Genomic DNA, 23,357 nt, shown 5'->3' on the forward strand with positions numbered 1-23,357 from the left:
AAACAGTTATCCACAGCCGTGCTCTATTCAGTATACACAATTTACGCGTTTGTTGCTTCCTGTTTTAGCTTCCAGTCGAGCACGAATGTACCAAACGGGATGAATGATGCAATGAACGCAATCCCAGCCTTGATAATCGACCAATCGTATTTGAATTTCACGACCGCGAGCCAGAGTGCATACATGACGAACAAGACACCATGAAGTGCGCCAACGACCGAAACAGCTTGCGGAATATCCGCCATATACTTCAACGGCATCGCAATCAACAGTAAGACTAAAAACGAGATTCCTTCTAGTATCGCAATCATTCGGAACTGCCCAAGCGTAGTTCTTAACATCCCGTCACTCCTTTTTCTTGATTCCTGTTCTTAGTATACGGGATGGACGATCCTTCTGTGACCTGTGTCACAGGATTGTCAGATTTCAAGTGGACGTAACCGTGCTTCGATGGCAGCTCGCTTTGGTTCAAGAAACGGTGGTAACGCAAGCGTCTCTCCTAATGTTTCAACGGACTCATCCGTCGCGAACCCTGGTGTGTCTGTTGAAAGCTCAAACAAGATATGGTTCGGTTCCCGGAAGTAAAGAGCTTGGAAATAGTGACGATCGACTTTACCGGAGTTCGGTAAGTGATAAGAATTCAAGCGTTCGACCCACTTTTCATATTCATCACTGTTCGGCACTCGGAACGCGACGTGATGCACACCACCACGACCGAGACGTTCTCGGTCGAGATCTGGACGTGCCTCAATATGAACCTCTGCTCCGATACCACCTTCTCCAGTTGCATAGACTTCAATCGGTGCAAAGTCACCTGCTAAAGATGGATAAGAACCTACTTTTCGGAATCCCATGACTTCCGTCAGAACACGAATCGTCAACGTCGGATCGTTGACCGTCAATGTCACGGCTCCAAGTCCAACGATGGCATGTTCAGAAGGAATCTCTTCTTGCGGCCATGGGACACCGCCTGCGACACCTACTTCGCCATCTTCCGCGACGAGAATCAAGCGTGTTCCTTCCTGATCACGAAAGGCTAGTGTTTGGCGCCCTGCTCGCTCGACAATTTCATCGTGATCCACACCTTTCGCTTCAAAACGTTGTTTCCAAAAATGAAGTGCAGCCGTTGTTTTGACACGAAGCGATGTCGAAGAAATACTCGATGCTCCTGATACACCCGTTCCAAGATGTGGAATATCGAAAAACGTCAAATCTGTTCCAGGATTCCCTTCCGCATCTCCATAAAACAAATGATACGATGTCGTGTCATCTTGATTTACTGTCTTTTTAATCAAACGCATTCCGAGTATTTTCGTATAAAATTGATAATTTCGCTCTGCCATGCCTGTTAAGATTGATACATGATGAATTCCGAGTAATTCCATCTTCCTCACTCCTTGTCAATGATTTGGTAATTGGAGTATATCTCATATTTACCTTGAATTCAAGATATTAGTCTAATAAAAAACCGCCCCTCCGAAAAGGGACGATTGAATAGTTGAAATTAAAGTTTTACGACGTTAGCAGCTTGTGCTCCACGTGCGCCTTCAGTGATTTCGAACTCAACTTCTTGACCTTCGTCAAGTGTTTTGAAGCCTTCACCAGTGATTGCTGAGAAATGTACGAATACGTCTTCTCCGCCTTCAACTTCGATGAAACCGAAACCTTTTTCTGCGTTAAACCATTTTACTTTACCTGTGTTCATGGGAACAACCTCCAAAAATAAATTACTTAATACATATGCTGAGCATATGAAAGGAATTCATTATTGTCCCGAAATACATGGAGCAACGAAAAGATTGTTCGTGACACGATGTGAATCCGTAATGACAATAACAATATTAAGCTAACGTAAGTATAAAATGGATGCGCTTTAAAAGTCAAGTTGCCAGACCAATGTTTTTCCAATTGATTCCACTTCTTCTACGTAACTCAAACAAAAAACAGGTTCAGCTGAAACTGAACCTGTTCTTCTGTTTTTAACGGTGGATCCAGACTGCTCCAGCAGAGTTATCTTTTGCTTCACCGATGACTTGAATCTTCAGCCCGTTGTTCGGAAGCAATTTTCCTGCGTCCGGAATCAACTGGTTGATGTAAGATTTTGAATCATCAAACTTCGTCACACCTGGGAGACCTTTGTAGTCGTATGTTCCACGTGATGGCGAATCGATGAGCCATGCAGGTGCTTTATCGTAGCTGAACGCAGCATCTGCGATCTGGTAACGTGTGCTTCCTGTCGTGACCGGCTTACCGTTAAGTGTTCCAACGATTGCTTCAGGGTGCGAGTCAACGACTCCGAGGAATCCTTCACCTGGGTGTACGCCAACCCAGTTATTGTCAAAGCTCGAGTCACCGTACCAGACGACAAGACCTGTGTTGTACTTGACGCCACGTGCATGCTCGAGTGCTTTATCCGAGCCTGCATAGTTACGCCATTCGAGGTAGTATGCGTTATCAGCATAAGAGAAACCATTTGAAGCGATGAAACCATTCAATGTGAATTTCGGAGTGCCTTCTGCATCATCTTCGAAGACGACTTTTCCGTCGACTGTCAACTTCGCGTTATCAAGTGCGAATCCGTCGAGTGCGAGACCCGCATCACCGACATATTCGAACTTCAACGTGACTTTTTTACCAGCAAATTCGCTCAGATCATACGATTTATCAACCCATGCACCTTTTGTTGAATCAGCGCGCTGATCGCCATCTGTATCTTCATCACCGATTTTGTCGATGATTTTTGATTGACCACCGGCAGTTGCCGTGACAGTCAAGAAGTCATAGTTGTATTCAACGTCATACAGTGTCTTGAAGTCGAATTTCGCTTCTTTTGCATTCGTCAAATCGAATTCTGGTGATGTCATCGACGTTTTCAAATCATTTCCTTTTGTACTGTAGTAATATTTTTGACCGAACGCCGGCGCGATACCTTTTACCGGTTTTTTCGGTAGGTTAACCTTGATGATTCCTGGATTTTTTGATTTCGTTACGCTTTGGTCGAGGTACGATGCCGTCCCTGCCTTAGTGAGTGAATCAAAATCAATCTGTTGGATGTTCGCCCAGTTTCCACCCATCACGTTTTGGAAGAACTCTTTGTTTTGTGGCGAGAAACTTGTTGGTTCTGTTCCAGCAACTTTACCATTCCAGCTACCACCACTCATGATCGACCATGAAGCGACCGGTTCACCTTGACCTGTGTACTGTGTATCGTACTCATCAGGAAGTCCAAGATCATGACCAAATTCGTGCGCGAAGACGCCGACTGCACCATCTTCTGGTTGAACCGTGTAATCATATGCAGCCATTTTTCCGCCCCAGTAATTGACGCTTGCCGTCGTATCCGCTACAGGATATACGCTACCAAGTGTCCAGCGGTGTGACCAGATCGCGTCGTCACCGAGCTTACCGCCACCCGCTTCTTGTCCAGTACCCGCGTGAATGATCATCAAGTGATCGACGAGACCGTCTGGCTCATTCAAGTTGCCGTCTCCATCCATATCGTACTGGTCAAACTTATCGTAATCTGCTAAGTTGATGCCAGCTTTAACAGCTGCAGCTAACGAATCTTTGACGAGACCACGTGGTCCTTTTGCTCCCGGTAGATTATCATTCCCGCCTTTTGGATCATCTGAACCGTAATCCTTAGCAGTTCCTGGAACCGTTAGCCAGTTCGAAACCTTCCCGTCAACGGAATAACTTCCACCTGATTGCTCTTCGTAATATTGTTTGAATGTCTTTACTTTTTCTCCATTGAAGAGTTTGAATTCCTTATCACCAAACATTAAGTCTTGATAATGTTTTTGGTTGAAGTCATTCGAATACATATATCCAGGCTCCTGCACGACGTTATTATGCTTGAAGTCGCTATATTCGACGAGAAGAACGAGGACTTTATCCGTCCGTGTTGCTCCGTTATAGGCAGCCTGTTTCGCTTTATCAACTTTGACGAAGCCATTCGGATTGCCTTTTTTATAGTTGTCATGCTTTTTCTTTAATTGTTTAGCCAATTGATCTTTCTGTTTCGATAAGAAATCTTTTGTTTTCTTATCGAATGCGGCTTCTTTACTTGATTCATGATGATCATGATCGGCTGCCGGTTTCCCATTCGCCTTTTTATCAAGATACTTTTGAACGGCTTGTTGCTTCGTCGCGGCTGAAGCTGCTTTTGAAATGACCCCACGTTTTTCAAGCACTTTTGCTAATCGATCCTGATCGACCGTGTTCAAATCCATCGGTGCACCAGGTGCTACTTTTTCTGCTGCTTGTACGGACGTTACCTGCCCACCAGGTAAGACCGGACCAACAGCAAACGCAGCTGCCGTAATTCCAGATAGAACGGCTAGACTAAGCTGTTTCTTTTTTCCCACGTGAATTGACCCCCTATGTAGTAGTGAAAAGCATCTGATTACTATACTTTTCTGAATATTCAAATCATAGATTATTTTATTTCGTTAATCAATTGCTTTTAAAACAATTAGTGCTTTGTAACCATACCTATTTTTGGGGATTATTTTCAAAAGATTTTCAAAAGATTCTTTCACCTCTTTTTCAAAAAAATACGCTTCTCTCATTTTAGAAAACGGTACGCTGAAGGCACTCTGATTACCATAAAAAGGATCCAATGAGCGCTTTACGACATTTTGAACGTCATTTACTTAGAAACTACCTGATTGGTTCATTCGTCGCTGTCTTTGGCGTCGGTTGCCTATTTATTTTCGAGACGCTTACCTTCACTGGAATAGAACAATTGATTTTAATCGGTATCATGGCTGCGTCCGTCAGCCTGATGTTTTCACTGGAATACACGCTCTACTCCCGACATGTCGCTTCCTTACGTCGCTTTTTCGAAAACGATATTCCTTCTCTCGTCTCGTTTCAAGAAGCCTATCAAACGACGCATCGTTTTCCGGTACTGACTGTCCAGCGCATCATGGGACCACACTTTTTAGGTCTTTCCGTTCCCGCTTCACTTCTGACAGCCCTGGCGATCTCTCAAGGGTGGTTACAGATGCCGTACTATTTAATTGGTCTTGCTTGTTTTGGTGCGGTCCTCGTCGCCATTCTGCATGCGCTGATTGAGTTTTTTCTTACCTATCGTGTTACCGAACGTATGCTACTCACTTTAGAAAACTATGCGTTTAAACACGGATTTGATTTCCCTAAAAAAACGACGGTCGTCACACTAAAGCAAAAAATGCTCATCAGTACACTGATCATCGGTGTTTTTCCCGTCATGCTGTTCGTTCTCGCCTCAGCTGTCCAGTTAACGGAAAATGAGAGCCTTCGCTCTTACTGGAGTTGGGCGACACTCATTTTAATCGTCATCTTATCCGTTGCGACGTTTTGTAGTCTTCTTCTCTATGAAAACATCCGTAAACCAATCGCTACCCTGCAACAAGGGATTCAAGATGTCGAAAGCAATCGACTCGTCTCGTTACCAAATCCGTATTCGGACGAGTTCTCCCACCTCGTTTCTGGTTTTAACTTGATGATGGAAGGTATCAAAAAGCGTGATGCGGAAAACGAACAGTTACTCGATAGTTTGTTTACCTTGTTCGCTGCGACACTAGATGCCCGTGATCCTTACACAGCCGGTCATTCCGTTCGTGTCGCTGCCTATTCAGTCGAAATTGCTACCGCTGCCAATCTACCGAACGAACAAATCGAACTGTTACGTAAATCCGCGCTGTTACATGACATCGGAAAAATTGGGATTCGAGACGATGTGTTATTGAAAGAAGGACGTCTCACAGACGAAGAATTTCAGGTCATTCAGCAACATCCAGTCATCGGTGTGCACATTCTATCGCAAGTTCAGTTACCAAAGACGTTACAACCGATTCTTCCTGGGGTAAAGTACCATCACGAACGCTATGACGGAAAGGGGTATCCGGAAGGTCTCGTAGGAGAGGACATTCCACTCTTCGGTCGAATCATGGCGATTGCTGACGCCTATGATGCGATGACATCCGACCGTCCTTATCGTAAGGGAATGTCCGCAGAAAAAGCCTTGTCGATTTTAGAAGAAGGTATGGGTATACAATGGGACGCCACCTTTACGCGTCTATTTCTAGATTTGAAGCGTTCGCCCGTCGAGGACGTGTCATAAGAAGGAAGGGAGTTTCTGATGCATCCAAAAATCGTTGAACGCCATGAATTTTATTTTGTTGGACTTGGACTGACGTGTGAAGAGAACGAGTTGCATACATTGATGCCGGAACTCTGGCGTGAATTTTCAAGACGTTCGCATGAGATCCCTGCAAAGCTGGACAGCTATCCGCTCGATATCTCGCTCGAACGAAACGGAACCAAATATTCGCAATGTGTCGGGTATCCCGTCTCGTCGCTTGAACAGATTCCTAAAGGTATGAAAGGGCATCGGATTCCTGCTGCGCGTTATGTCTTTTGGAAGCACGAAGGACCGGATATCGAAATTTGGAAATCATTCGAGAAAATTCAACGCTTCGCTTCAAAACAAGGAATCGAGCTTGATCCACATGACTTTAAGATTGATGAGACACGAGATGACGTCCATCATCTCTACCAACGTATTCGCTGAACCATTCTCTTGAATGGTTCTTTTTTTGTCTTGAAATATCTTTTACACTTAATAATTCAGTCCAGGTACTACGGACTATATTCAGAAAATTCTATTTAATTCGAATGACTTATTCTCGCTTCTCTAATTCTTTGGCATAGTTAGACTCAACCCAAACAAGGAGGCGATTTATTTTGAAAAAGTTTCTCGCTACATCGCTTGTCGCAAGTGTACTTGTTGTTCCTACGGTAGTAGGTGCAGAAGGTCTTCAGTCTGGTAAGCTCACGAAAGCTTCGTCAGAACCAGCTGCAACGATCGTTAAAGATTTCGTGAACAAAAAAGGTGACTTTGCTGTTCAGAACGTCGAAAAAGACGGATCTTCACAGATCGTACGTCTCCAACAAGAAGTGGATGGCGTCCCTGTCTTTGGTAGTGTCGTCGTCGGGAACGTCGCGAAAGACGGTACTTTGAAAGCAGTCGTAAACGATGCAATCAACGTCAAAGGAAAACCAGGTCTCGCGAAAAAAGCAACGCTCTCTGAAAAGAAAGCCATCAAACTTTATCAAAAAGCAATCAAGGCTTCTAAATTCGAAGTCGCTCCAAAAGCAGAACTCGTCATCTATCCAGTAAAAGATGATGCTGTCTATGCATACAAAGTTACATCGACGGTCCTCGCAGGCAAAGAGCCATCACGTTGGACATACTTCATCGATGCAAACTCAGGTAAAGTACTTAACAAGTTCGACCAACTCGCTCACGCAACAGGTACGACAGTACTTGGCACAAGCGCAACGTTCAACACGACGTTGAGTGCTGGGAAATACTATCTTCAAGATACGACGCGTGGAAAAGGTGTCTACACATACGACGCGAAAAACCGGACATCACTCCCGGGAACACTCTGGGCAGATGCAGATAACGTCTTCAACGCGACATATGACCGCGCTGCTGTCAGTGCACACGTCAACGCTGCAAAAACATATGACTTCTATAAAAACACATATGGTCGTAACAGTTACGACAACGCTGGTGCACGCTTGAACTCAACGGTCCACTATTCAACGAACTACAACAACGCATTCTGGGATGGCACGAAGATGGTCTATGGTGACGGAGATGGCACGACATTCGTCGCACTTTCAGGCGCACTTGACGTCGTCGCTCACGAATTGACACACGCTGTCACAGAATACACAGCTGGTCTCGTGTACCAAAACGAATCTGGTGCGATCAACGAAGCCGTCTCAGATATCATGGGTACAGTAGCTGAGTATACAGTCGGATCGAACTTCGACTGGCTCGTAGGAGAAGACATCTACACACCTGGAGTCAATGGTGACGCACTCCGTTCGATGTCGAACCCAGCTGCTTACGGTGATCCAGATCACTACTCTAAACGTTACACAGGTACACAAGATAACGGTGGTGTCCACATCAACTCTGGTATCATCAACAAAGCCGCTTACCTCCTCGGTAACGGTGGAACGTTCTACAACGTATCTGTCACAGGAATCGGTGTACCGAAACTCGGTGCGATCTACTACCGTGCTCTCAACGTGTACTTGACTCCGAACTCGAACTTCAGCTCACTCCGTGCAGCAGTCGTTCAATCGGCGAAAGACCTTTACGGTTCAACAAGTGCAGAAGCAACAGCTGCAGCGAAATCATTTGATGCAGTAGGCGTCTACTAAGAAAATCTCCTCCCAAAGGATTTTCATATTTCCTCCCGAGTGTCGGACTCGGGAGGTTTTTTGCGCAAAAAAAGACGAATTCGCTTGAAGCAAATCCGCCGTTCATTCATTCTTGTCCAGGATCACGCGCAAGACGTAAACGCATCTTTCCGTTATCCGGGAACACTTTTAGTTGTAAGGATTCTCCCTCGTACCACGTACCATAGCTCGTATCGACGACGGGTTCACCCAGTGTCGACAAGGCGTTCGTTGAGGCATTCGTCCAGTCGATCGCTTCAATGATTCCGTCCGAGACGACGAGCAGGTATCCGGCGTTCGAGAAGTAATAGGTATTGACCGCGTCCTGTTGCGTATTACCAACAACACCATATTTTGCTTCGAAGTCAGCAATTGGTTTTCCGAGATACTGCTCCGGCTTATCAATCGGTTGGTTGGCAACTGCTTGTGAGAGTGCCGTAAGGACTGCTTTATCTGATGTTCCTTTTGGTGCTTCTAATCGGACATCGGTCTCAGGCAAATACCCTTCGATACTATCGTTGAGTTTCAAGTGGACCATTCCGTCTTTTGCATCCAATACCTCATAGACATCACCTAAATCTGCTTTATAGATGACACTACTTCGGCTTGCATCGCGATAGACGTTCGCGAACGGACGTGTCACCCAAGCTGCTTGCGCATACTCTGCCGCCTTTTTCTTTGATTTCTTCTTCTCTTTTTTCGCTTCTTTTGGATCCTTTGTCGAGGCTGTCTCTTTCTTCGACTTTTCGTTTTTCGTTGCTTGATCCGTCGTTTTCGGCTTCTCAAGCGTCGATGTTGCTTGAGAGGCATCGTTATTCGTCAACATATACAACCAGCCACCTACGATGAATAGCGTTGCTAAAATACCGCCAAACGCAATCCCCCGGCGATTGCGTTTCTGTTTCCGTCGTTCTTGTCGAGACTGTCGTTCTTGTTGGTGTTCACTCATGTATGGTTCCTCCTGAAAAGTCGACACAGTTTTTCCCCACTATACCACCAATGTTTACTCGAAATATTTAAATTTCGATGACAGTTCGACCACGATGACGTGAAGTCAGCAAGGCTTCTGTAATTTCAGGTAAATCGTTTAGTGTTTTGATAGCGACTTCTGACGCAAGATCGACCTGCCAGTCACTCGCTAAACGTTGCCATAGCTCTTCGCGATAGGCGATTGGTGTTTGCACCGCATCGATTCCAATCAAGCGGACACCGCGTAAGATGAAGGGATAGACTGTCAATGTCATCTCTGCCCCACCGACGTTACCACACGTCGTGACGACACCACCATATTGCACGAAGCGAATGACGGACGCGAGCAATGGTCCTCCTACCGTATCAATAACACCGGCATAAAGCCCTTTTTTTAGAGGACGATCGGTTTCTTCTAGGAATGTCGTGCGGTCTAGTACCTCAGCCACTCCCTTTTTGAGCAATCGTTCTTGTTCTACTCGTTTTCCGGTCACGGCATGAACCGTGTATCCTAATCGAATCAGTAAAGAAATCGCGATCGTACCAACACCACCCGTCGCTCCCGTCACGAGGATCGGTCCTGCATCCTTCGAGACGATTCGTGACAATTCATCAACCGATTGTGCTGCCGTCAATCCGGCCGTTCCATATTGCATCGCTTCTAATGGACGAATGGATTCTGGAAGTAGCGTCACCCAATCGGCTGGTACACGTATGTATTCTTGAAATCCGCCTGAAGTGTTCATCCCGAAATCAAAGCCATTGACGACGACGGCTTGACCGATGTGAAATCGTTCATCAGTCGTTTGTTCGATGAATCCTGCTGCGTCAACGCCCGGGGTATGCGGATAGGATTTCGTCACCCCACGATTACCCGACATCGATAAAGCATCCTTATAATTGACGCATGAGTGCGTGACACGAATCAGGACGTCTCCTTCTGGTAAATCATCGACGTGCTTTGTCTCGATATTCCCCTCGTATGATCCATCGACTTCTCGAACGACGAATGCTGAAAAAGTGTGTTCCATGATCTCTCTCCTTTCGCTTGTGCTTCTCTATACCCTGTTGTTTCCATCGACACACTAAAAATCCCTGCCGTTTCTCAAAGAAACGGCAGGGAGCGGGGACGGAAAAAGCATCAGGGTTCCATAGGTGGTCAAAGGTAACAGGTCAATCTGTCAATGGTTCGTGGTCATCGGTTTGCCGTCGCCATTTCTTCTCCACAGAGGAAAATTGAGGTCCGTCCCCTCCCCTTGACGTGGAGTCTCACCACGCCAAGGAGTTACATATAACGTCCACCATCAAAATCGATCGTCGTCTGGTAGTTCGCGGCATTAATCGCATTTGATACTTTGTGCGCTTGTCGCTCCACTTCCTCCGCCTTTAGGCGATAAGTATCAGGATCAAACAAGGCATGGCGAATGACCGTCGTCCCTTCGAATCCGTATTGGAACTCACGTTTCGGTCGACTCGCAAGCATCTGGTAATTTTGTGCCTTCGCCCGCAATTGGGTAGCCCACTCGATCGCTTCGACGAGCGGCATGTCTCCTTCATCCGTCGCGATCACGGTGTTTAAATTTGCTGCATAAACGAGACGATCTAAGACCCGCATGTCGTAACGCACAATGTCCATTGCGGCTTCTACGTCAGTTATCGTTCGTCCTTGTTGCGTCGGGAGTGCTTCTCCCTTTTCTAAATCAATGAACGCGACGCGCTCCATTTCTTCGATTAGCTGATCGAGTTGTTTCCTCAAAATACTCTTTAATTTCACGGCATCTGCTAGGTACATCATCATCTCCCCTTTCCTGTTCCATTTACGTCATTCCTTTCAAAAGGTTTCAATCAAACTGATGGACAAAGGCACCAAATTCTCCCTGAATCGTTGGCTTGTCCATCTCCGATATCGTAGCAGTTCGTTCTGTGTAGCGTTCTAAGAGGTAGGCTTTTATTAGGATATGTGACGGTTTGAATCCGATCCGCAGGCACCATTCCTGAAGTGTTTCTGTATCATGTCGCTGTAAACGGACCGGGAGAATCTGATTGAACTGGATAAGCTGTTTGCGAATCCAGACATCTGGTAGCTCGACCGGATTCTCAGTTAAAACAAAGTCGTTGGCTAAGGGCTGTAACGGGATGTCGGCTCTGATCGATTCCTCGTCCTGCTTCTTGGTCTTTCGACGTTTTCGCCAAACGATATAGCTTATGATGACTAGAGGTAAAACAAGCAAGCTCATCAGTAAGATCGATGAGGACGATCCCCCTTTTTCGTTCGTACCGCGCTCAGCATTTTCAACCCCTATAGTGAATATCTTATTCTTTTTCTTTTTCGGTTTGAGGCCTTTCTGCTTCTTCGGCTTTTCATTCGTGTCCCAAACACGTAAATCTTCATCATTCTTCATTTTCTTTTTAGGTAACCACGAAAGAAATCGAATGTTTAACAATTCGCCTTTTTTCTTGCAATTCGGTTTACACGATCCATTCGTTTTGAATCCCGACGTCTGAACAGCTTTTGGCTTCAATGCTTGAACAGCCGCTTCCGTCAGTGGCTTACCGATCCCTAAGATTATCAAAATCAGGCCGATACCAATTACGAGTCGTTTGCGAAGTGACATCAGAAGATCCTCCTCTTTTGACATCCATTATAATCCATTTTAAAAATTTTTGTGTATTTTTATGGATGTATTGAAACGAGGAATGATTGTGTAAGGAGAGGGGAAAAGGTAAACAGACCTATTCAGAGAGGGGAACCATTTCATGTTAAAACTCGATCACACGCATGATCCGTATCAAAATGCGGCGTTGATTCAGGAATACGTTGAAACGTCAACCAACGAACAAGCAGTTCGACAAGCGGAACAACTGCTACACGATAGTCCATTCGTCGCACCACGACGCAATCCTAACCTCAGTCGAACGCTTCGTTCGATGATCTCGCCATTATTTTTGACGAACCGTGATAAACATATTCTACCGCTGACACCCGCTTTCGTGACACCACGCGATGAGATTCGACCAAGTTGGTTCGGTCGTCTCAATCATGAGTTCGAACGTTTGATCAGCGATGTCGAAACTGTCGATGTCACTGCTTTTGGCGCAGTCGGTGATGGACAGACGGATGATACACAAGCGTTCATCGACGCACTCGGTGATGGACATCGACAAGTCCATGTCCCAGCCGGTACGTATATCGTTCGAGGGATTCGTTTGCCTAGTTATACGATTTTAACAGGAGCCGGAAAAGGGAAGACAATTTTAAAGATGCACGATGAGGCACCAAAAGGACGACGTCTCGTGACGAATCAAAATTATCTTCTCGGTAATCATCATCTACTCGTCGAGAAAATGACGCTTGATTGGAACATTAAACGCATCGGTGACGCGAAAAAAAGTAGCACATGGGGCAACCACTCCAGTTGTCTTACGTATGCGCATGTCACCTATGGTTGGGTCTTTGATGTTGAGGCCGTCAACCCGGGACTTCACTGTTTTGATATATCGACACCATATTACAATTACAACGGAGATGGAGCTCGAGCAAATTTAAGTAGTTCATTCATCTGGTTCGATGGATTGATCGGTTCTGGATTCGGCGATGACGGGATTACGACGCATCATAGTGATCATCTCTTCATCTCGAACTGTTTCATGCATGACCCAAGTGGACGTGCTCATGCAGAAGGTTTCTCGAATTCAAATGGTATTGAAATCGATGATGGATCACGCGACGTTTGGTTGTTCAACAACGCAACAAGTCGTTGTTTCGGTGGACTTGAGATTAAGGCACATGCAACCTCTTCTGCTGCCTCGACCGTCAAAATCGTCGGGCACCTATCGATTGATGATCATCGCGCCTTTAACTTCCGACACATCGGTCACCATCAAGCGACTGATCCGACGTCTCAGACGGCTTATAATATCATCGCAACGCGTTTGATTGCTCAGACTCCTAAATATACAGAACTCTATGCGAATTCAAAACCGCGTGCGCTCGTCGTTTCCGCTTATCGTAATGTCGTCATACATGATTTTACGGTGCTCGGTGATCCATATTATGACTATCAAGAACAACCGATGATCGGAATTCAATATAAGGCACGAAACGTCACGCTCAGTCAGTTGAAGATGAGCGGATTCCGTCAAGCGAAAACGGATATTCAAATCTTTGGTGGAGAAAACGGGGCTGAGGACGTGCGCCTTCGTGATATCCGCATTGAGGATTCCGCTAAACACGGAATTACGATCGGTCCAGACATCACGCGTGTCAAGCTGACGAACGTGGCATTAAAAGGAGACGGAACAGTTGGCTTAAACGCTAAATCGGAACCGGAAATGGAACGGTTCATCGCGACCGGATTCAAAGTACCGATTCGCGCCCAGTCGACACAAGTATGAAAAAAATGACAGGATGGACCGCGGTCCATCCTGTCATTTTTTCATTGTGCTCGAATATACGCGAGAACACGTGTATCAATCGAACGATCCGCTTGTTCGCGCATCTCGAAGTTTTCCGTATGCAGATACGTCCGGAACGCGTCTTCGAAATCACCCCGGTAGCCGAGCGCTAATAATTTATCCATCAACTCTGACTCTAAGGCATCATCGATTGGCTTGATTTCTTCCGGCTTACTCGGTTGCAAATAAAGTGTATGCAGTTGATAGATGCGTTCGAGCTCTTCAATCGGACTCGGATGATCGTCAACGCGTAAATCAATATATCGGTCGTTGAATCCACCGTATCCGCCACCCTCCTTGACGACGAGGAGTGCCGCTGATTGCATTCCGCGTGAATCCCCGCCTGCTGCTTGACCAGCTGCTAACGCACGCAACAAACGTTCTGCGAGCGGACCTTGTGTTGATTCAAAGACACGTGCCATCTCTTTTACCGTGTTACCGTCTACAAGAATATTCCCTTGCGCTGCAAAGTGTTTCCCGGCAATACCGCCTGCCCAGTCGTTACATCCCTCTCCCGTGAATGTCGCACTCTTGCCATTCGCATCAATGATTCCCACTTGACGATCCGCTCGTCCTTCATCTGCTTCCGTCAATCGACGCAACACTTCGTCCGCTGAAGCACCTTGTTCGATCATTCGTAATCCTTCAGGGCCATACGTCGTGTTTGCAAATGATTGTGTCGCTACAGCACCTACTCCCGCTTTCGCAAACGGAACAGCACTCCCAACAGCTAAAAATTTCGATTGGACAGCAACACCCCATGCTTGTTCTTTCTCGCAATAACCAACGATTGAATATGTCACTTCAGTTCCCCCTTTAGTCACTTCTCTACCCGTTCGTGATAACGCTTCCCGATTCCTGCAACAGAAAAACCTTCCGGACAGATGTCCGAAAGGTCGACTTCATTGAATACCTAGCGTCACAGCAAGTAATAAGGCGGCACATGCTAAAGCAATCCAAATCGCGAAGAGTTTCCAGACGAAACGTAACCATTGCTCATACGGAATGCCTGCGATCGCAAGAAACGCCATCAAATGCGCACTTGTCGGAAAAATCATGTTCGTCAATCCATCTCCGTATTGAAATGCTAAAACAGCTACTTGACGCTCGATACCGAGTAAGTCAGATAAAGGTGCCATGATTGGCATCGTTGTCGCGGCTTGCCCGCTCCCCGATGGAATGAAGAAATTCGTGATCAGTTGTACGATGTACATTCCGATGACAGCGAAGAACGTTGGTAAATGTCCTACGGCATTCGATAAGCCGTAAATGACCGTGTCAATGACACGACCTTCTTCAAGAATGACGACAATGGCACGGGCAAAGCCAACGATCAATGCACCGAACGTCACGGCTTTCGCCCCGTCAATCAGACTCTCAAAAGTACCGTTCACACCGAGTGTGATGATCCCAGCAATCAGTCCAATGATCAAGAACGAGGCTGTCAGTTCCGTCAAATACCAGCCCCACTCGAAAATTCCGATGACGTTGAGCGTGATTCCACCGATCAAAATCAGTAAAACAAAAGCATGACGTTTCGAAAAGCGTGAAATCGTCGTTGCTGCTTCTTCCGCACGACGTTGTTCGAGATCATAAACGAGGCTACGCGTTGGATCCTGTTTGACTTTCCGTGCGTAAGTCATGACATAAAGAATCGTTACGACTAAGAAAACGATATAAACGGCGGTTCGATAACCAAAACCGCTAAAGAGTGGAACTTCCGCGATCGATTGAGCAACACCTACCGTAAACGGATTCAGCATCCCGCCAGCAAAACCAACCGCCGCTCCTAAACTAACGATTGCAGCTCCTGTCATCGCGTCATAACCGAGTGCACGCGCGAGCATGATACCAATCGGTACAAAGATAATTGTTTCCTCTGCCATCCCGATTGTTGCTCCGGCAATCGAAAAGACGAACATCGTCATCGGAATCATGATGTGTCCCTTTTGACCAAACCGACGAATCAATTGATTGATTCCCGCTTCAATGGCACCCGTTTGACGAATGATGCCAAAGACACCACCGACTAAGAAAATGTAAAAGATGATCGCAGCGCCTGCTTCCATTCCTTTCGGGATCGCTTCGAATAAACCAAAGAAATTGACGGGTGCAGACTCCACCGCGCGATAGGTACCATCGATAACGACGGTCTGACCATCCTGTTTTTCACGGTCGAATTGTCCTGCTGGAAGCGTGTACGTCAAGATGACTGAAATAATGAGAATCGCCATGATGATGGCATATGTATGAGGCATCTTGAAGAATGATTGCTTCGACTGTGTGGCATCTGTTCGATCATTCATGATAAAGGCCTCCTTTTCGTGTCTTTATAAGAATAATGCCCTAATCAGGGAAAAACTAACAGTTTCAATGAAATGTCATATGATTGTAAAAGAAAAGTGGAATACTGCTAACTTAAAGTTTCGTTAAAAGTAGAGGCTTTGATCAACCGTGTCGCATGAAACAAAAAAGGAAGGTATTCTAGGCCATGAACCCCGAATACCTTCCTTATGTGTTACGTCAATCTCTTATGATTATGCTTGGAATGATTGAACATCCAATGGTTTAGCAAGAGCTGTTTGAGCAAATGCAACGAATTGTCCGAAATGAGCACTTGTGTTATGAGCTTCGATCGCAGCTTGGTCTTCCCATTTTTCAATCATCATGAAGACATTTTCGTCTTCTGTACTTTGGAACAGATCGTAGCTGATGTTTCCAGCTTCAGCACGCGATCCTTCTACTAATGTTTTAGTTGCTGCTAAAAATTCTTCTCGTTTTGCGGGTTGTACTTCTAACTTTGCTTCGATGGCGATCATCGGAAAGCCTCCTTTGTAATTTCGTTAACTTAAGCATCGTAGCACCTCCCGATTCGTTACGCCATAAAGATGCTCGGACGATTGATGATATTTAATTACGGGTATTTATAGAGGGAATTATTACTTTGTACCACATCAGAGAAGGGAGCAACGAAGATGCGTGTTGAGGTATTTTACTTTGAGGATGACGGACATATTCCGAATAACCCTAATTTTCCGGTGTTGATTTATCGGCATGCATTTGAAGAACCGTCACGCATCGAACAGACTTTCCATTCACATGACTGGCGCAATAGCTGGGTAGATGGCATTTTTGATTTTCATCATTATCATAGCATCGCCCATGAAGTGATTGGTATCCTCGAAGGACATGCGACTGTCCAACTCGGTGGTCCACTCGGTAAGACCTTCACCTTGACGAGTGGAGACGTTCTCTTACTTCCTGCAGGCACAGGACACAAAGCGCTTGATACAAGTCGACACTTCCGTGTGATCGGTGCCTATCCGAATGGTCAAGACTACGATACGTTGACCGGGCAAACAAGTGAACGCCCGGAAAACCTTCAGCGTATCCGCCAGGTAATGCGTCCCAAAAAAGATCCCGTCCTCGGCGATCATGGTCCCTTATTTGAGCATTGGTGACGTCTCTTTCTCTTGAAGAAGACGTTTTTGTTCAGAGTTCGCGTGGTAAACCCTACTATTGTCTCTCTACTTAAAGGAGGAATTCGATGAACGCAACAGAAAAGACGCTAATACTTGCTGCATTAAAGCAAAAAACAGTGACGTTTCCCGATCAGACGCACGTTCGGGCACTTGGACAAGGCACATGGCGGATGGGAGAAGAATCGGAGAAACATGAAGCTGAAATCGAAGCACTCCGCGTCGGTCTCGACAGCGGGATGGAACTCATCGATACGGCAGAAATGTACGGGGAAGGTGCTTCTGAAGAATTAATTCGTGACGCGATCGCTGATCGACGCGAAGAAGTCTTTCTTGTCTCGAAAGTCTATCCGCATCACGCTGGTGGGGAAGCGTTAAAAAAAGCTTGTTCCAAATCGCTTGAACGTCTCGGTACGGATTATCTTGATCTCTATCTTCTTCACTGGCGTGGCGACATTCCACTTAAGAAAACCGTTGAAGGACTGGAAGCCTTAAAACAAGAAGGCAAGATTCGCCGTTGGGGTGTATCGAACTTTGACGTATCAGACATGAAAGAACTGTTAGCATTACCGAACGGTGATCAGTGTGCTGTCAATCAGGTACTCTATCACCTCGGCTCACGCGGAATTGAGTATGAACTGCTCCCGTTACTACGCGAACATGGTATTCCAGTAATGGCGTATTGCCCACTAGCTGAAAGTGGTTCACTGCGTGATCAACTCCTGAATCATCCGACCGTCGAGGAACTCGCTGAGACACATGGTGTTGAACCGGCACAGATCTTACTTGCTTGGGCGATGCGTGAAGGTGACGTCATCGCAATTCCTAAAGCCGGACAAGCACATCATGTCGAAGCCAACGGTCGCGCCGCACTTTTGAATTTAACAAAAGAAGAGCTAGCTGCACTTGATCAAGCGTTCCCAGCACCAACAAAAAAAGAACCACTCGATATCGTTTAAGGAGGTCATTTTCATGACAAAACATGTTCAACTCGGTCAATCTAACCTATTCGTTCACCCCATCGGTCTCGGTACGAATGCTGTCGGTGGACACAACTTGTATCCAAATCTTGATGAGCAAGCCGGACGCGATCTCGTTCGTGTCGCGTTACAGCAAGGGATCAATTTCCTCGACACAGCTTTCATCTACGGACCAGAACGTTCGGAGGAACTCGTCGGTGAAGTCTGGCACGACACGGTCGCTCGAGAAGATGTCGTCCTCGCGACGAAAGGTGCGCATCAGTTCGTTGACGGAAACGTCGTCATGAACAACTCACCTGACTTTCTCCGTCAATCGGTCGAAGATAGTTTAAAACGTCTTAAAACAGACTATATCGATTTATATTACATCCATTTCCCAGATGAATCGACACCGAAGGATGAAGCCGTCGCTGCACTTGCTGAACTGAAAAAAGAAGGAAAGATTCGCGCGATTGGTGTCTCGAATTTTTCACTCGAACAACTGAAGGAAGCGAACAAGGACGGACATGTCGACGTCTATCAAGGAGAATACAATCTGTTTAAACGGGATGCAGAAAAAGAGTTACTTCCATACATCGTTGAGAACGGCATGTCCTTCGTTCCGTACTTCCCACTCGCCGCTGGATTATTGGCAGGGAAATATACGAAAGAGACGACGTTTGATGATTTACGAAAAAACGACCCGTTGTTCCAAAAAGACGTCTTTGAACAAAACCTCGCAAAAGTCGATCAACTGCGTCCGATCGCAGACGCACACGATGCGGAAGTCGCACACGTCGTACTCGCCTGGTATTTGGCACAAGATGGCATCGATGCTATCATTCCTGGTGCGAAACGCCCGGATCAGGTGACAGATACGTTGCGTACGTTAGACGTTCAGTTATCGCAAGAGGATATCGAAAAAATCGACCAAATTTTTAGCTGATCGTTCTCTTCTTATGCACATGAGCAGAATAGGCGAAAAATCATGCTGAACTTCGTATGATGGAGGCATGGAGGCGATTGATCATGAAGCACCATTTTCATTTAACTGCAGACTGGCCGGGAAATCGCAATGATGTCGGTCAGATCGAGACAGGTGAGTTAAAAACAAAAATTTCAATTCCGGACGCTATGGATGGTCCAGGGGTTGGCACGAATCCAGATGAGATGTTGCTTGGGGCAGCTGCTACATGCTATATCATCACGCTTGCCGCAATGCTTGAGCGTAGTAACATCCCAAAAGTCTCCTTAACGATGGAATCTGAAGGCATCGTTGATGTCACGAACGGCGTCTTCACATACGATGCGATCATTCATCGTCCGAAACTCTTATTACCAGCCGATCTGTCGGATCGTGATGTGGAGAAGGCGCAACGTCTCGCTGAAAAAGCAGAAGGTTCGTGTATGATTACGCGGGCACTGGCTGGTAATGTCAAAGTATCGCTTGAGGCTGTGGTAGAGAGAATCTCAAATTAACAAACAAAAATCATCGTTTAACTTTTTAGTTGAACGATGATTTTTTACTTTATTTGTCTAATTATTGGTATATTATTGATGATTTAATCATTCTAAATACCATTTACTATTATTCGGAGGATAACCATGTCTTATTATGAAACATTACGTTCTTCAACTGAAACTAACTCACAATCCGATGCAATAAGTGTATCTGTACCAGCACATGACTACACAACAGAATTACTTACACACCTCAATCAAGTACTGTATCAATCTTTAGACCATTTCCAAAAACAAGATAAACCTGATCAAATGGTTGAAACGGTCAATGAATGGCTCATGCATTTAAATCAACCTCTGATCGACTTGCCACTTCATCGTGAACTCACTACTAGCACAACACATGCTTTACCTACACAATATAAAAATTCTTTGCGTGCTTGGGAACTCATTGCTCCTGGCCAACTGGAACAAGAACAGTTATTGCATCATATTAGTCAAGAATTATGGACAGCATCTGCTGCCGATTGGATGGTGAGTTTTACACGTCATTCTGGAGTACAGACGCTTGTCCCAGCTTTGAAGGAAGCAGAAGCTCAAAGCAAATCAATCCGCATTTTGACTTCATTTTATATGAATATTACAGAAGCGAAGGCTATCCGACAGTTGATGGAATTCAGAAATATTGAAGTAAAAATTTATGAACCGATAAAAAAAAATCATGCGTTCCATCCGAAAGCCTATTTATTTTCTCGTCCTGATCAGTTGGATAGTGCTATTGTTGGGTCCTCTAATTTATCAAAGTCGGCTTTAACGCACGGTATGGAATGGAATATTCGTATACCTTCTACACCCGTCACAACATTAGTCACTCAAGCGAAAAACTTATTTGAACAACTTTGGAACAGCCCAGAAGCGACTATTTGTACAGAAGAATTATTACTTCAATACGAACAGTACCAACAAGAAACCCCACCTATAAAATCATTTTCTATCCGCGATACAATTGCCGAATCCGCTGTCGATTACAACGTTATTGAACCGAACCTCATGCAGATTCCGGCTTTAGAAGAACTGGATCGTTTACGCGAGCGAAAAGAAACAAAAGCAATGGTCATTGCGGCAACTGGAACTGGAAAAACGTATTTAGCAGCATTTGATGTCCGTCAAACTCAGGCTAAAAAAGTATTATTTGTTGCACATCGTGGAAAATTACTATCACAAGCTGAGCATACATTTAAACAAGTTTTTTCAAATGAAAATTATACATTTGGTAGATATTCAGGATCACAACAAATTCAAGATGCACAATTTACCTTTGCTACCGTTCAAACACTTTCAAAAGAGGTTCACCTTAATCAATTTTTACGGGATGCGTTTGACTACATCATTATTGATGAATTCCATCACGCTTCATCTGCTTCTTACCAAAACATTCTTGACTATTTTACGCCTCAATTTTTGCTTGGAGTAACAGCAACACCAGAGCGTATGGATGGTCAAAATATCTTCCGGCTTGTTGACTATAATATTGCTTACGAAGTTCGTCTGTATGATGCCTTAGCACAAGATTTACTTTCACCATTCCATTACTTTGGCATTCAAGATGATGAATCGATTGATTATTCTCTTATTCCTCAACAAAACGGCTTTTATGTAGAACAGGATCTGGTTGTTGCACTCGAACGCTCAACGCGAACAGATTATATTGTTGAAATGATTCGTAAATTTGGGTTCAGTGGTAATCAGGCGGTTGGATTAGGATTCTGTGTCAATATCAATCATGCAGAGTTTATGGAGAAGGAATTTAAACGACATCAGATTGAAGCAATGGCTGTTACAAGTAAACAGTCCGAAGAAGCACGCGAAGAAGCCATTCGCCGACTAGAGGATGATCAAGACCCACTGCAATATATTTTTACCGTTGACTTATTTAACGAAGGAGTCGATATTCCAAAAGTCAATCTAATGCTATTTTTACGTCCAACGGAATCCCCTACTATTTTTATTCAACAATTGGGTCGAGGCTTACGTAAACACAGCTCAAAAGAATTTGTTACGATTTTAGATTTTATCGGAAATAGTCAAAAAGCTTTTGTTGCACCACTTGTGTTATCTGGTCAACAATCGTTTCATTCTATTGATCGTTATAAAATTGCTACTGCTGTAAAACAACATTTTCCGATTCTACCCGAAGGATCTTTAGCTATTCTGGATTCAATTACAGAAAGATTTATTATTGAACAAATGAAAAAAATAGAGTTTTCAGCTAGCAAACGGCTTCGTGAAAGTTATCAACGATTGACACGTATGATCGGAAATCCTCCGAGTTTAAATGATTTAGTTACGCACAAAGACGCACCAGCTATTGAAAATATTGTTCAGCAGTGGAGAAGTACATTACGTCTTAAACAACTTGAAAAACATGCTACCGATGAAGAACTATGTTTACTGCAAGATGATACTACACGCAAAATTGTTGAACAGCTCGAAGGACTATTCCCAATTCGTGAGCCTTTCAGCTTACTGATTTTAAAACAGTTACTGCGTCATCCTTCTGCTTCAGTACAAGATATTGAACAAGAAGTTTTCAAAGAATTTGCCTTATCGACGAATCATTCTTTTTCAAAGCGCCCTATTATTCATCATCTATTTAAACGCTGGTCTACTGCGTTAAAAAATGATCGTATTCAATTACTAGATGCTGTATCAGAAGAGCACTATCGCTTTTCAAATACAGTCGTCCAAGCACTTCAACAATCAACTGAATTGCGTTCATATATGATGCATTTTATCCAAGCAGGTCTACTTGCATTTCATCAACTACCAGATCGAATTAATTGGTTGATCGAAGACCAGGCGTTTCTATTACATCAAACATACAATCGTTCCGTTATCCAACGTCTTCTATGTTCATCAAGTCAGGAAGGTTCTTGGCGTGAAGGTGTAGCTCAAGCTGGTAACGACTACATTTTATTTGTGAATTTACACAAAGATGAAGCCATTGATGAGCAACTGAAATATAACGATTATTTCTTAGATCAATATCGTTTCCATTGGCAGTCTCAAAGTAATGCAACTGCTACAGGTAAAGCGGGTACTTTATATCAAAACCATAAGAGCGAAGGAATTCGTATTCATTTGTTTATGCGTAAAGCAGATAAAGAACAAGGAAAAACGCTACCGTTCACATACTTTGGCCAGTTAAAGCATCTTCAAAGTACAGGTTCTAAACCGATTAGTGTGACTTGGTCACTTCATTCTCCACTATCAATTGAACTGTTTAAGGAGTGGCAAACTCTTTCTTGATGTACTCAACTGCAGGTATATCGGCAGGAGCCCATTCAAGCTGATCAAGGTCTGAAACAGCCACCCAGCGAAGCTCTGCATGTTCTACGGCAATCGGTTCTCCTGTTACGATTTCAGCTTCAAACGTATGCAATGTAACAATAATAGCATCGTACTCGTAAGTCGTTTTTTCGATTGGTTGCTTGACCTTAATATTACATTTTAATTCTTCATTGATTTCACGAACTAACGACTGTGATGGCGTTTCATGTAACTCAATTTTTCCACCAGGAAACTCCCATAAGTTGGGCAATGACATTTGGCTACTACGAAGTGCACACAATATTTCATTATGATCGTTGCGAATGACAGCACCTACGACTTGAACTTGTTTTTTCATTTTTTATGTTTCACTCCAAATCATTATAGATTTTTTAGTTCTCTGCTTATCATAACAAAAACTGTTCTTCCTTTGACTTATGATATGCTCCCCAAAAAG

General features: G+C 44.6%; 21 protein-coding genes. 9 read left to right on the forward strand and 12 right to left on the reverse strand.

The window, feature by feature from the left end; all coding sequences use genetic code 11:
• Positions 1-41 precede the first annotated feature (41 nt).
• The 4 genes from B4C70_RS12825 to B4C70_RS12840 all read right to left on the reverse strand — a co-directional run bounded on the left by B4C70_RS12825 (position 42) and on the right by B4C70_RS12840 (position 4,367).
• Positions 42-341, reverse strand: coding sequence for a DUF3817 domain-containing protein (locus tag B4C70_RS12825; RefSeq protein ID WP_050677188.1), 300 nt, complete (start codon positions 339-341; stop codon positions 42-44).
• Between the two features lie 78 nt (positions 342-419).
• Positions 420-1,385 (reverse strand): ring-cleaving dioxygenase, encoded by a 966-nt coding sequence (locus B4C70_RS12830; RefSeq protein ID WP_290780007.1) that lies wholly within the window; start codon positions 1,383-1,385, stop codon positions 420-422.
• Between the two features lie 119 nt (positions 1,386-1,504).
• A complete protein-coding gene (locus tag B4C70_RS12835; RefSeq protein WP_023469752.1) occupies positions 1,505-1,705 on the reverse strand; it encodes a cold-shock protein in 201 nt (66 codons plus the stop codon).
• 274 nt (positions 1,706-1,979) lie between these two features.
• The gene (locus B4C70_RS12840) at positions 1,980-4,367 is read right to left on the reverse strand and encodes an immune inhibitor A domain-containing protein (protein ID WP_290780010.1); all 2,388 of its coding nucleotides are present in this window, start codon (positions 4,365-4,367) and stop codon (positions 1,980-1,982) included.
• Between the two features lie 254 nt (positions 4,368-4,621).
• Between B4C70_RS12840 and B4C70_RS12845 the strand changes: the two genes are divergently transcribed.
• The 3 genes from B4C70_RS12845 (at position 4,622) to B4C70_RS12855 (ending at position 8,229) form a co-directional block, all read left to right on the forward strand.
• Positions 4,622-6,109: an HD domain-containing phosphohydrolase gene (locus B4C70_RS12845; RefSeq protein WP_290780013.1), complete on the forward strand. Its 1,488-nt coding sequence runs from the start codon at positions 4,622-4,624 to the stop codon at positions 6,107-6,109.
• Between the two features lie 18 nt (positions 6,110-6,127).
• Positions 6,128-6,559 (forward strand): GyrI-like domain-containing protein, encoded by a 432-nt coding sequence (locus B4C70_RS12850; RefSeq protein ID WP_050677192.1) that lies wholly within the window; start codon positions 6,128-6,130, stop codon positions 6,557-6,559.
• 173 nt (positions 6,560-6,732) lie between these two features.
• The gene (locus B4C70_RS12855) at positions 6,733-8,229 is read left to right on the forward strand and encodes a M4 family metallopeptidase (RefSeq protein ID WP_290780018.1); all 1,497 of its coding nucleotides are present in this window, start codon (positions 6,733-6,735) and stop codon (positions 8,227-8,229) included.
• 106 nt (positions 8,230-8,335) lie between these two features.
• Here the strand turns inward: B4C70_RS12855 and B4C70_RS12860 are convergent, their stop codons facing one another.
• The 4 genes from B4C70_RS12860 to B4C70_RS12875 form a co-directional block, all read right to left on the reverse strand.
• Positions 8,336-9,196 carry a hypothetical protein gene (locus B4C70_RS12860; RefSeq protein ID WP_290719620.1) on the reverse strand — a complete coding sequence of 287 codons (861 nt, stop codon included), beginning with the start codon at positions 9,194-9,196 and terminating at the stop codon, positions 8,336-8,338.
• A gap of 67 nt (positions 9,197-9,263) precedes the next feature.
• Positions 9,264-10,247: a YhdH/YhfP family quinone oxidoreductase gene (locus tag B4C70_RS12865; RefSeq protein ID WP_290780021.1), complete on the reverse strand. Its 984-nt coding sequence runs from the start codon at positions 10,245-10,247 to the stop codon at positions 9,264-9,266.
• Between the two features lie 254 nt (positions 10,248-10,501).
• Entirely contained in the window at positions 10,502-11,014 is a 513-nt protein-coding gene (locus B4C70_RS12870; RefSeq protein WP_290719614.1) for a hypothetical protein, read from the reverse strand.
• 43 nt (positions 11,015-11,057) lie between these two features.
• The gene (locus B4C70_RS12875; protein WP_290780024.1) at positions 11,058-11,831 is read right to left on the reverse strand and encodes a hypothetical protein; all 774 of its coding nucleotides are present in this window, start codon (positions 11,829-11,831) and stop codon (positions 11,058-11,060) included.
• A 142-nt stretch (positions 11,832-11,973) separates the two neighbouring features.
• Between B4C70_RS12875 and B4C70_RS12880 the strand changes: the two genes are divergently transcribed.
• Positions 11,974-13,611: a glycosyl hydrolase family 28-related protein gene (locus B4C70_RS12880; RefSeq protein WP_290780027.1), complete on the forward strand. Its 1,638-nt coding sequence runs from the start codon at positions 11,974-11,976 to the stop codon at positions 13,609-13,611.
• A 41-nt stretch (positions 13,612-13,652) separates the two neighbouring features.
• Here the strand turns inward: B4C70_RS12880 and B4C70_RS12885 are convergent, their stop codons facing one another.
• The 3 genes from B4C70_RS12885 to B4C70_RS12895 form a co-directional block, all read right to left on the reverse strand.
• Entirely contained in the window at positions 13,653-14,474 is an 822-nt protein-coding gene (locus B4C70_RS12885) for a DUF1028 domain-containing protein (protein WP_133208431.1), read from the reverse strand.
• Positions 14,475-14,573: 99 nt separating this feature from the next.
• On the reverse strand, positions 14,574-15,977 hold the full coding sequence (locus B4C70_RS12890) for a YfcC family protein (protein WP_290780032.1): 1,404 nt from the start codon (positions 15,975-15,977) through the stop codon (positions 14,574-14,576).
• Positions 15,978-16,208: 231 nt separating this feature from the next.
• Positions 16,209-16,490 (reverse strand): putative quinol monooxygenase, encoded by a 282-nt coding sequence (locus B4C70_RS12895; RefSeq protein WP_035411908.1) that lies wholly within the window; start codon positions 16,488-16,490, stop codon positions 16,209-16,211.
• Between the two features lie 156 nt (positions 16,491-16,646).
• Between B4C70_RS12895 and B4C70_RS12900 the strand changes: the two genes are divergently transcribed.
• The 5 genes from B4C70_RS12900 (at position 16,647) to B4C70_RS12920 (ending at position 22,879) form a co-directional block, all read left to right on the forward strand.
• On the forward strand, positions 16,647-17,132 hold the full coding sequence (locus tag B4C70_RS12900; RefSeq protein ID WP_035411904.1) for a cupin domain-containing protein: 486 nt from the start codon (positions 16,647-16,649) through the stop codon (positions 17,130-17,132).
• 86 nt (positions 17,133-17,218) lie between these two features.
• Positions 17,219-18,109: an aldo/keto reductase gene (locus tag B4C70_RS12905; protein ID WP_290780035.1), complete on the forward strand. Its 891-nt coding sequence runs from the start codon at positions 17,219-17,221 to the stop codon at positions 18,107-18,109.
• Positions 18,110-18,122: 13 nt separating this feature from the next.
• A complete protein-coding gene (locus B4C70_RS12910; protein WP_035411898.1) occupies positions 18,123-19,055 on the forward strand; it encodes an aldo/keto reductase in 933 nt (310 codons plus the stop codon).
• An 80-nt stretch (positions 19,056-19,135) separates the two neighbouring features.
• Entirely contained in the window at positions 19,136-19,588 is a 453-nt protein-coding gene (locus B4C70_RS12915; protein WP_155960205.1) for an OsmC family protein, read from the forward strand.
• A gap of 126 nt (positions 19,589-19,714) precedes the next feature.
• The gene (locus B4C70_RS12920) at positions 19,715-22,879 is read left to right on the forward strand and encodes a DUF3427 domain-containing protein (protein WP_290780038.1); all 3,165 of its coding nucleotides are present in this window, start codon (positions 19,715-19,717) and stop codon (positions 22,877-22,879) included.
• Here B4C70_RS12920 and B4C70_RS12925 read toward each other — a convergent pair.
• Positions 22,854-23,258 (reverse strand): (deoxy)nucleoside triphosphate pyrophosphohydrolase, encoded by a 405-nt coding sequence (locus B4C70_RS12925; protein ID WP_035411892.1) that lies wholly within the window; start codon positions 23,256-23,258, stop codon positions 22,854-22,856. The two genes, B4C70_RS12920 and B4C70_RS12925, sit on opposite strands and share 26 nt — an antisense overlap.
• Between the last annotated feature and the right edge of the window lie 99 nt (positions 23,259-23,357).

The organism is Exiguobacterium sp. UBA5002 (assembly GCF_002396765.1).
In the GTDB taxonomy this organism is placed as follows: Bacteria; Bacillota; Bacilli; order Exiguobacteriales; family Exiguobacteriaceae; genus Exiguobacterium_A.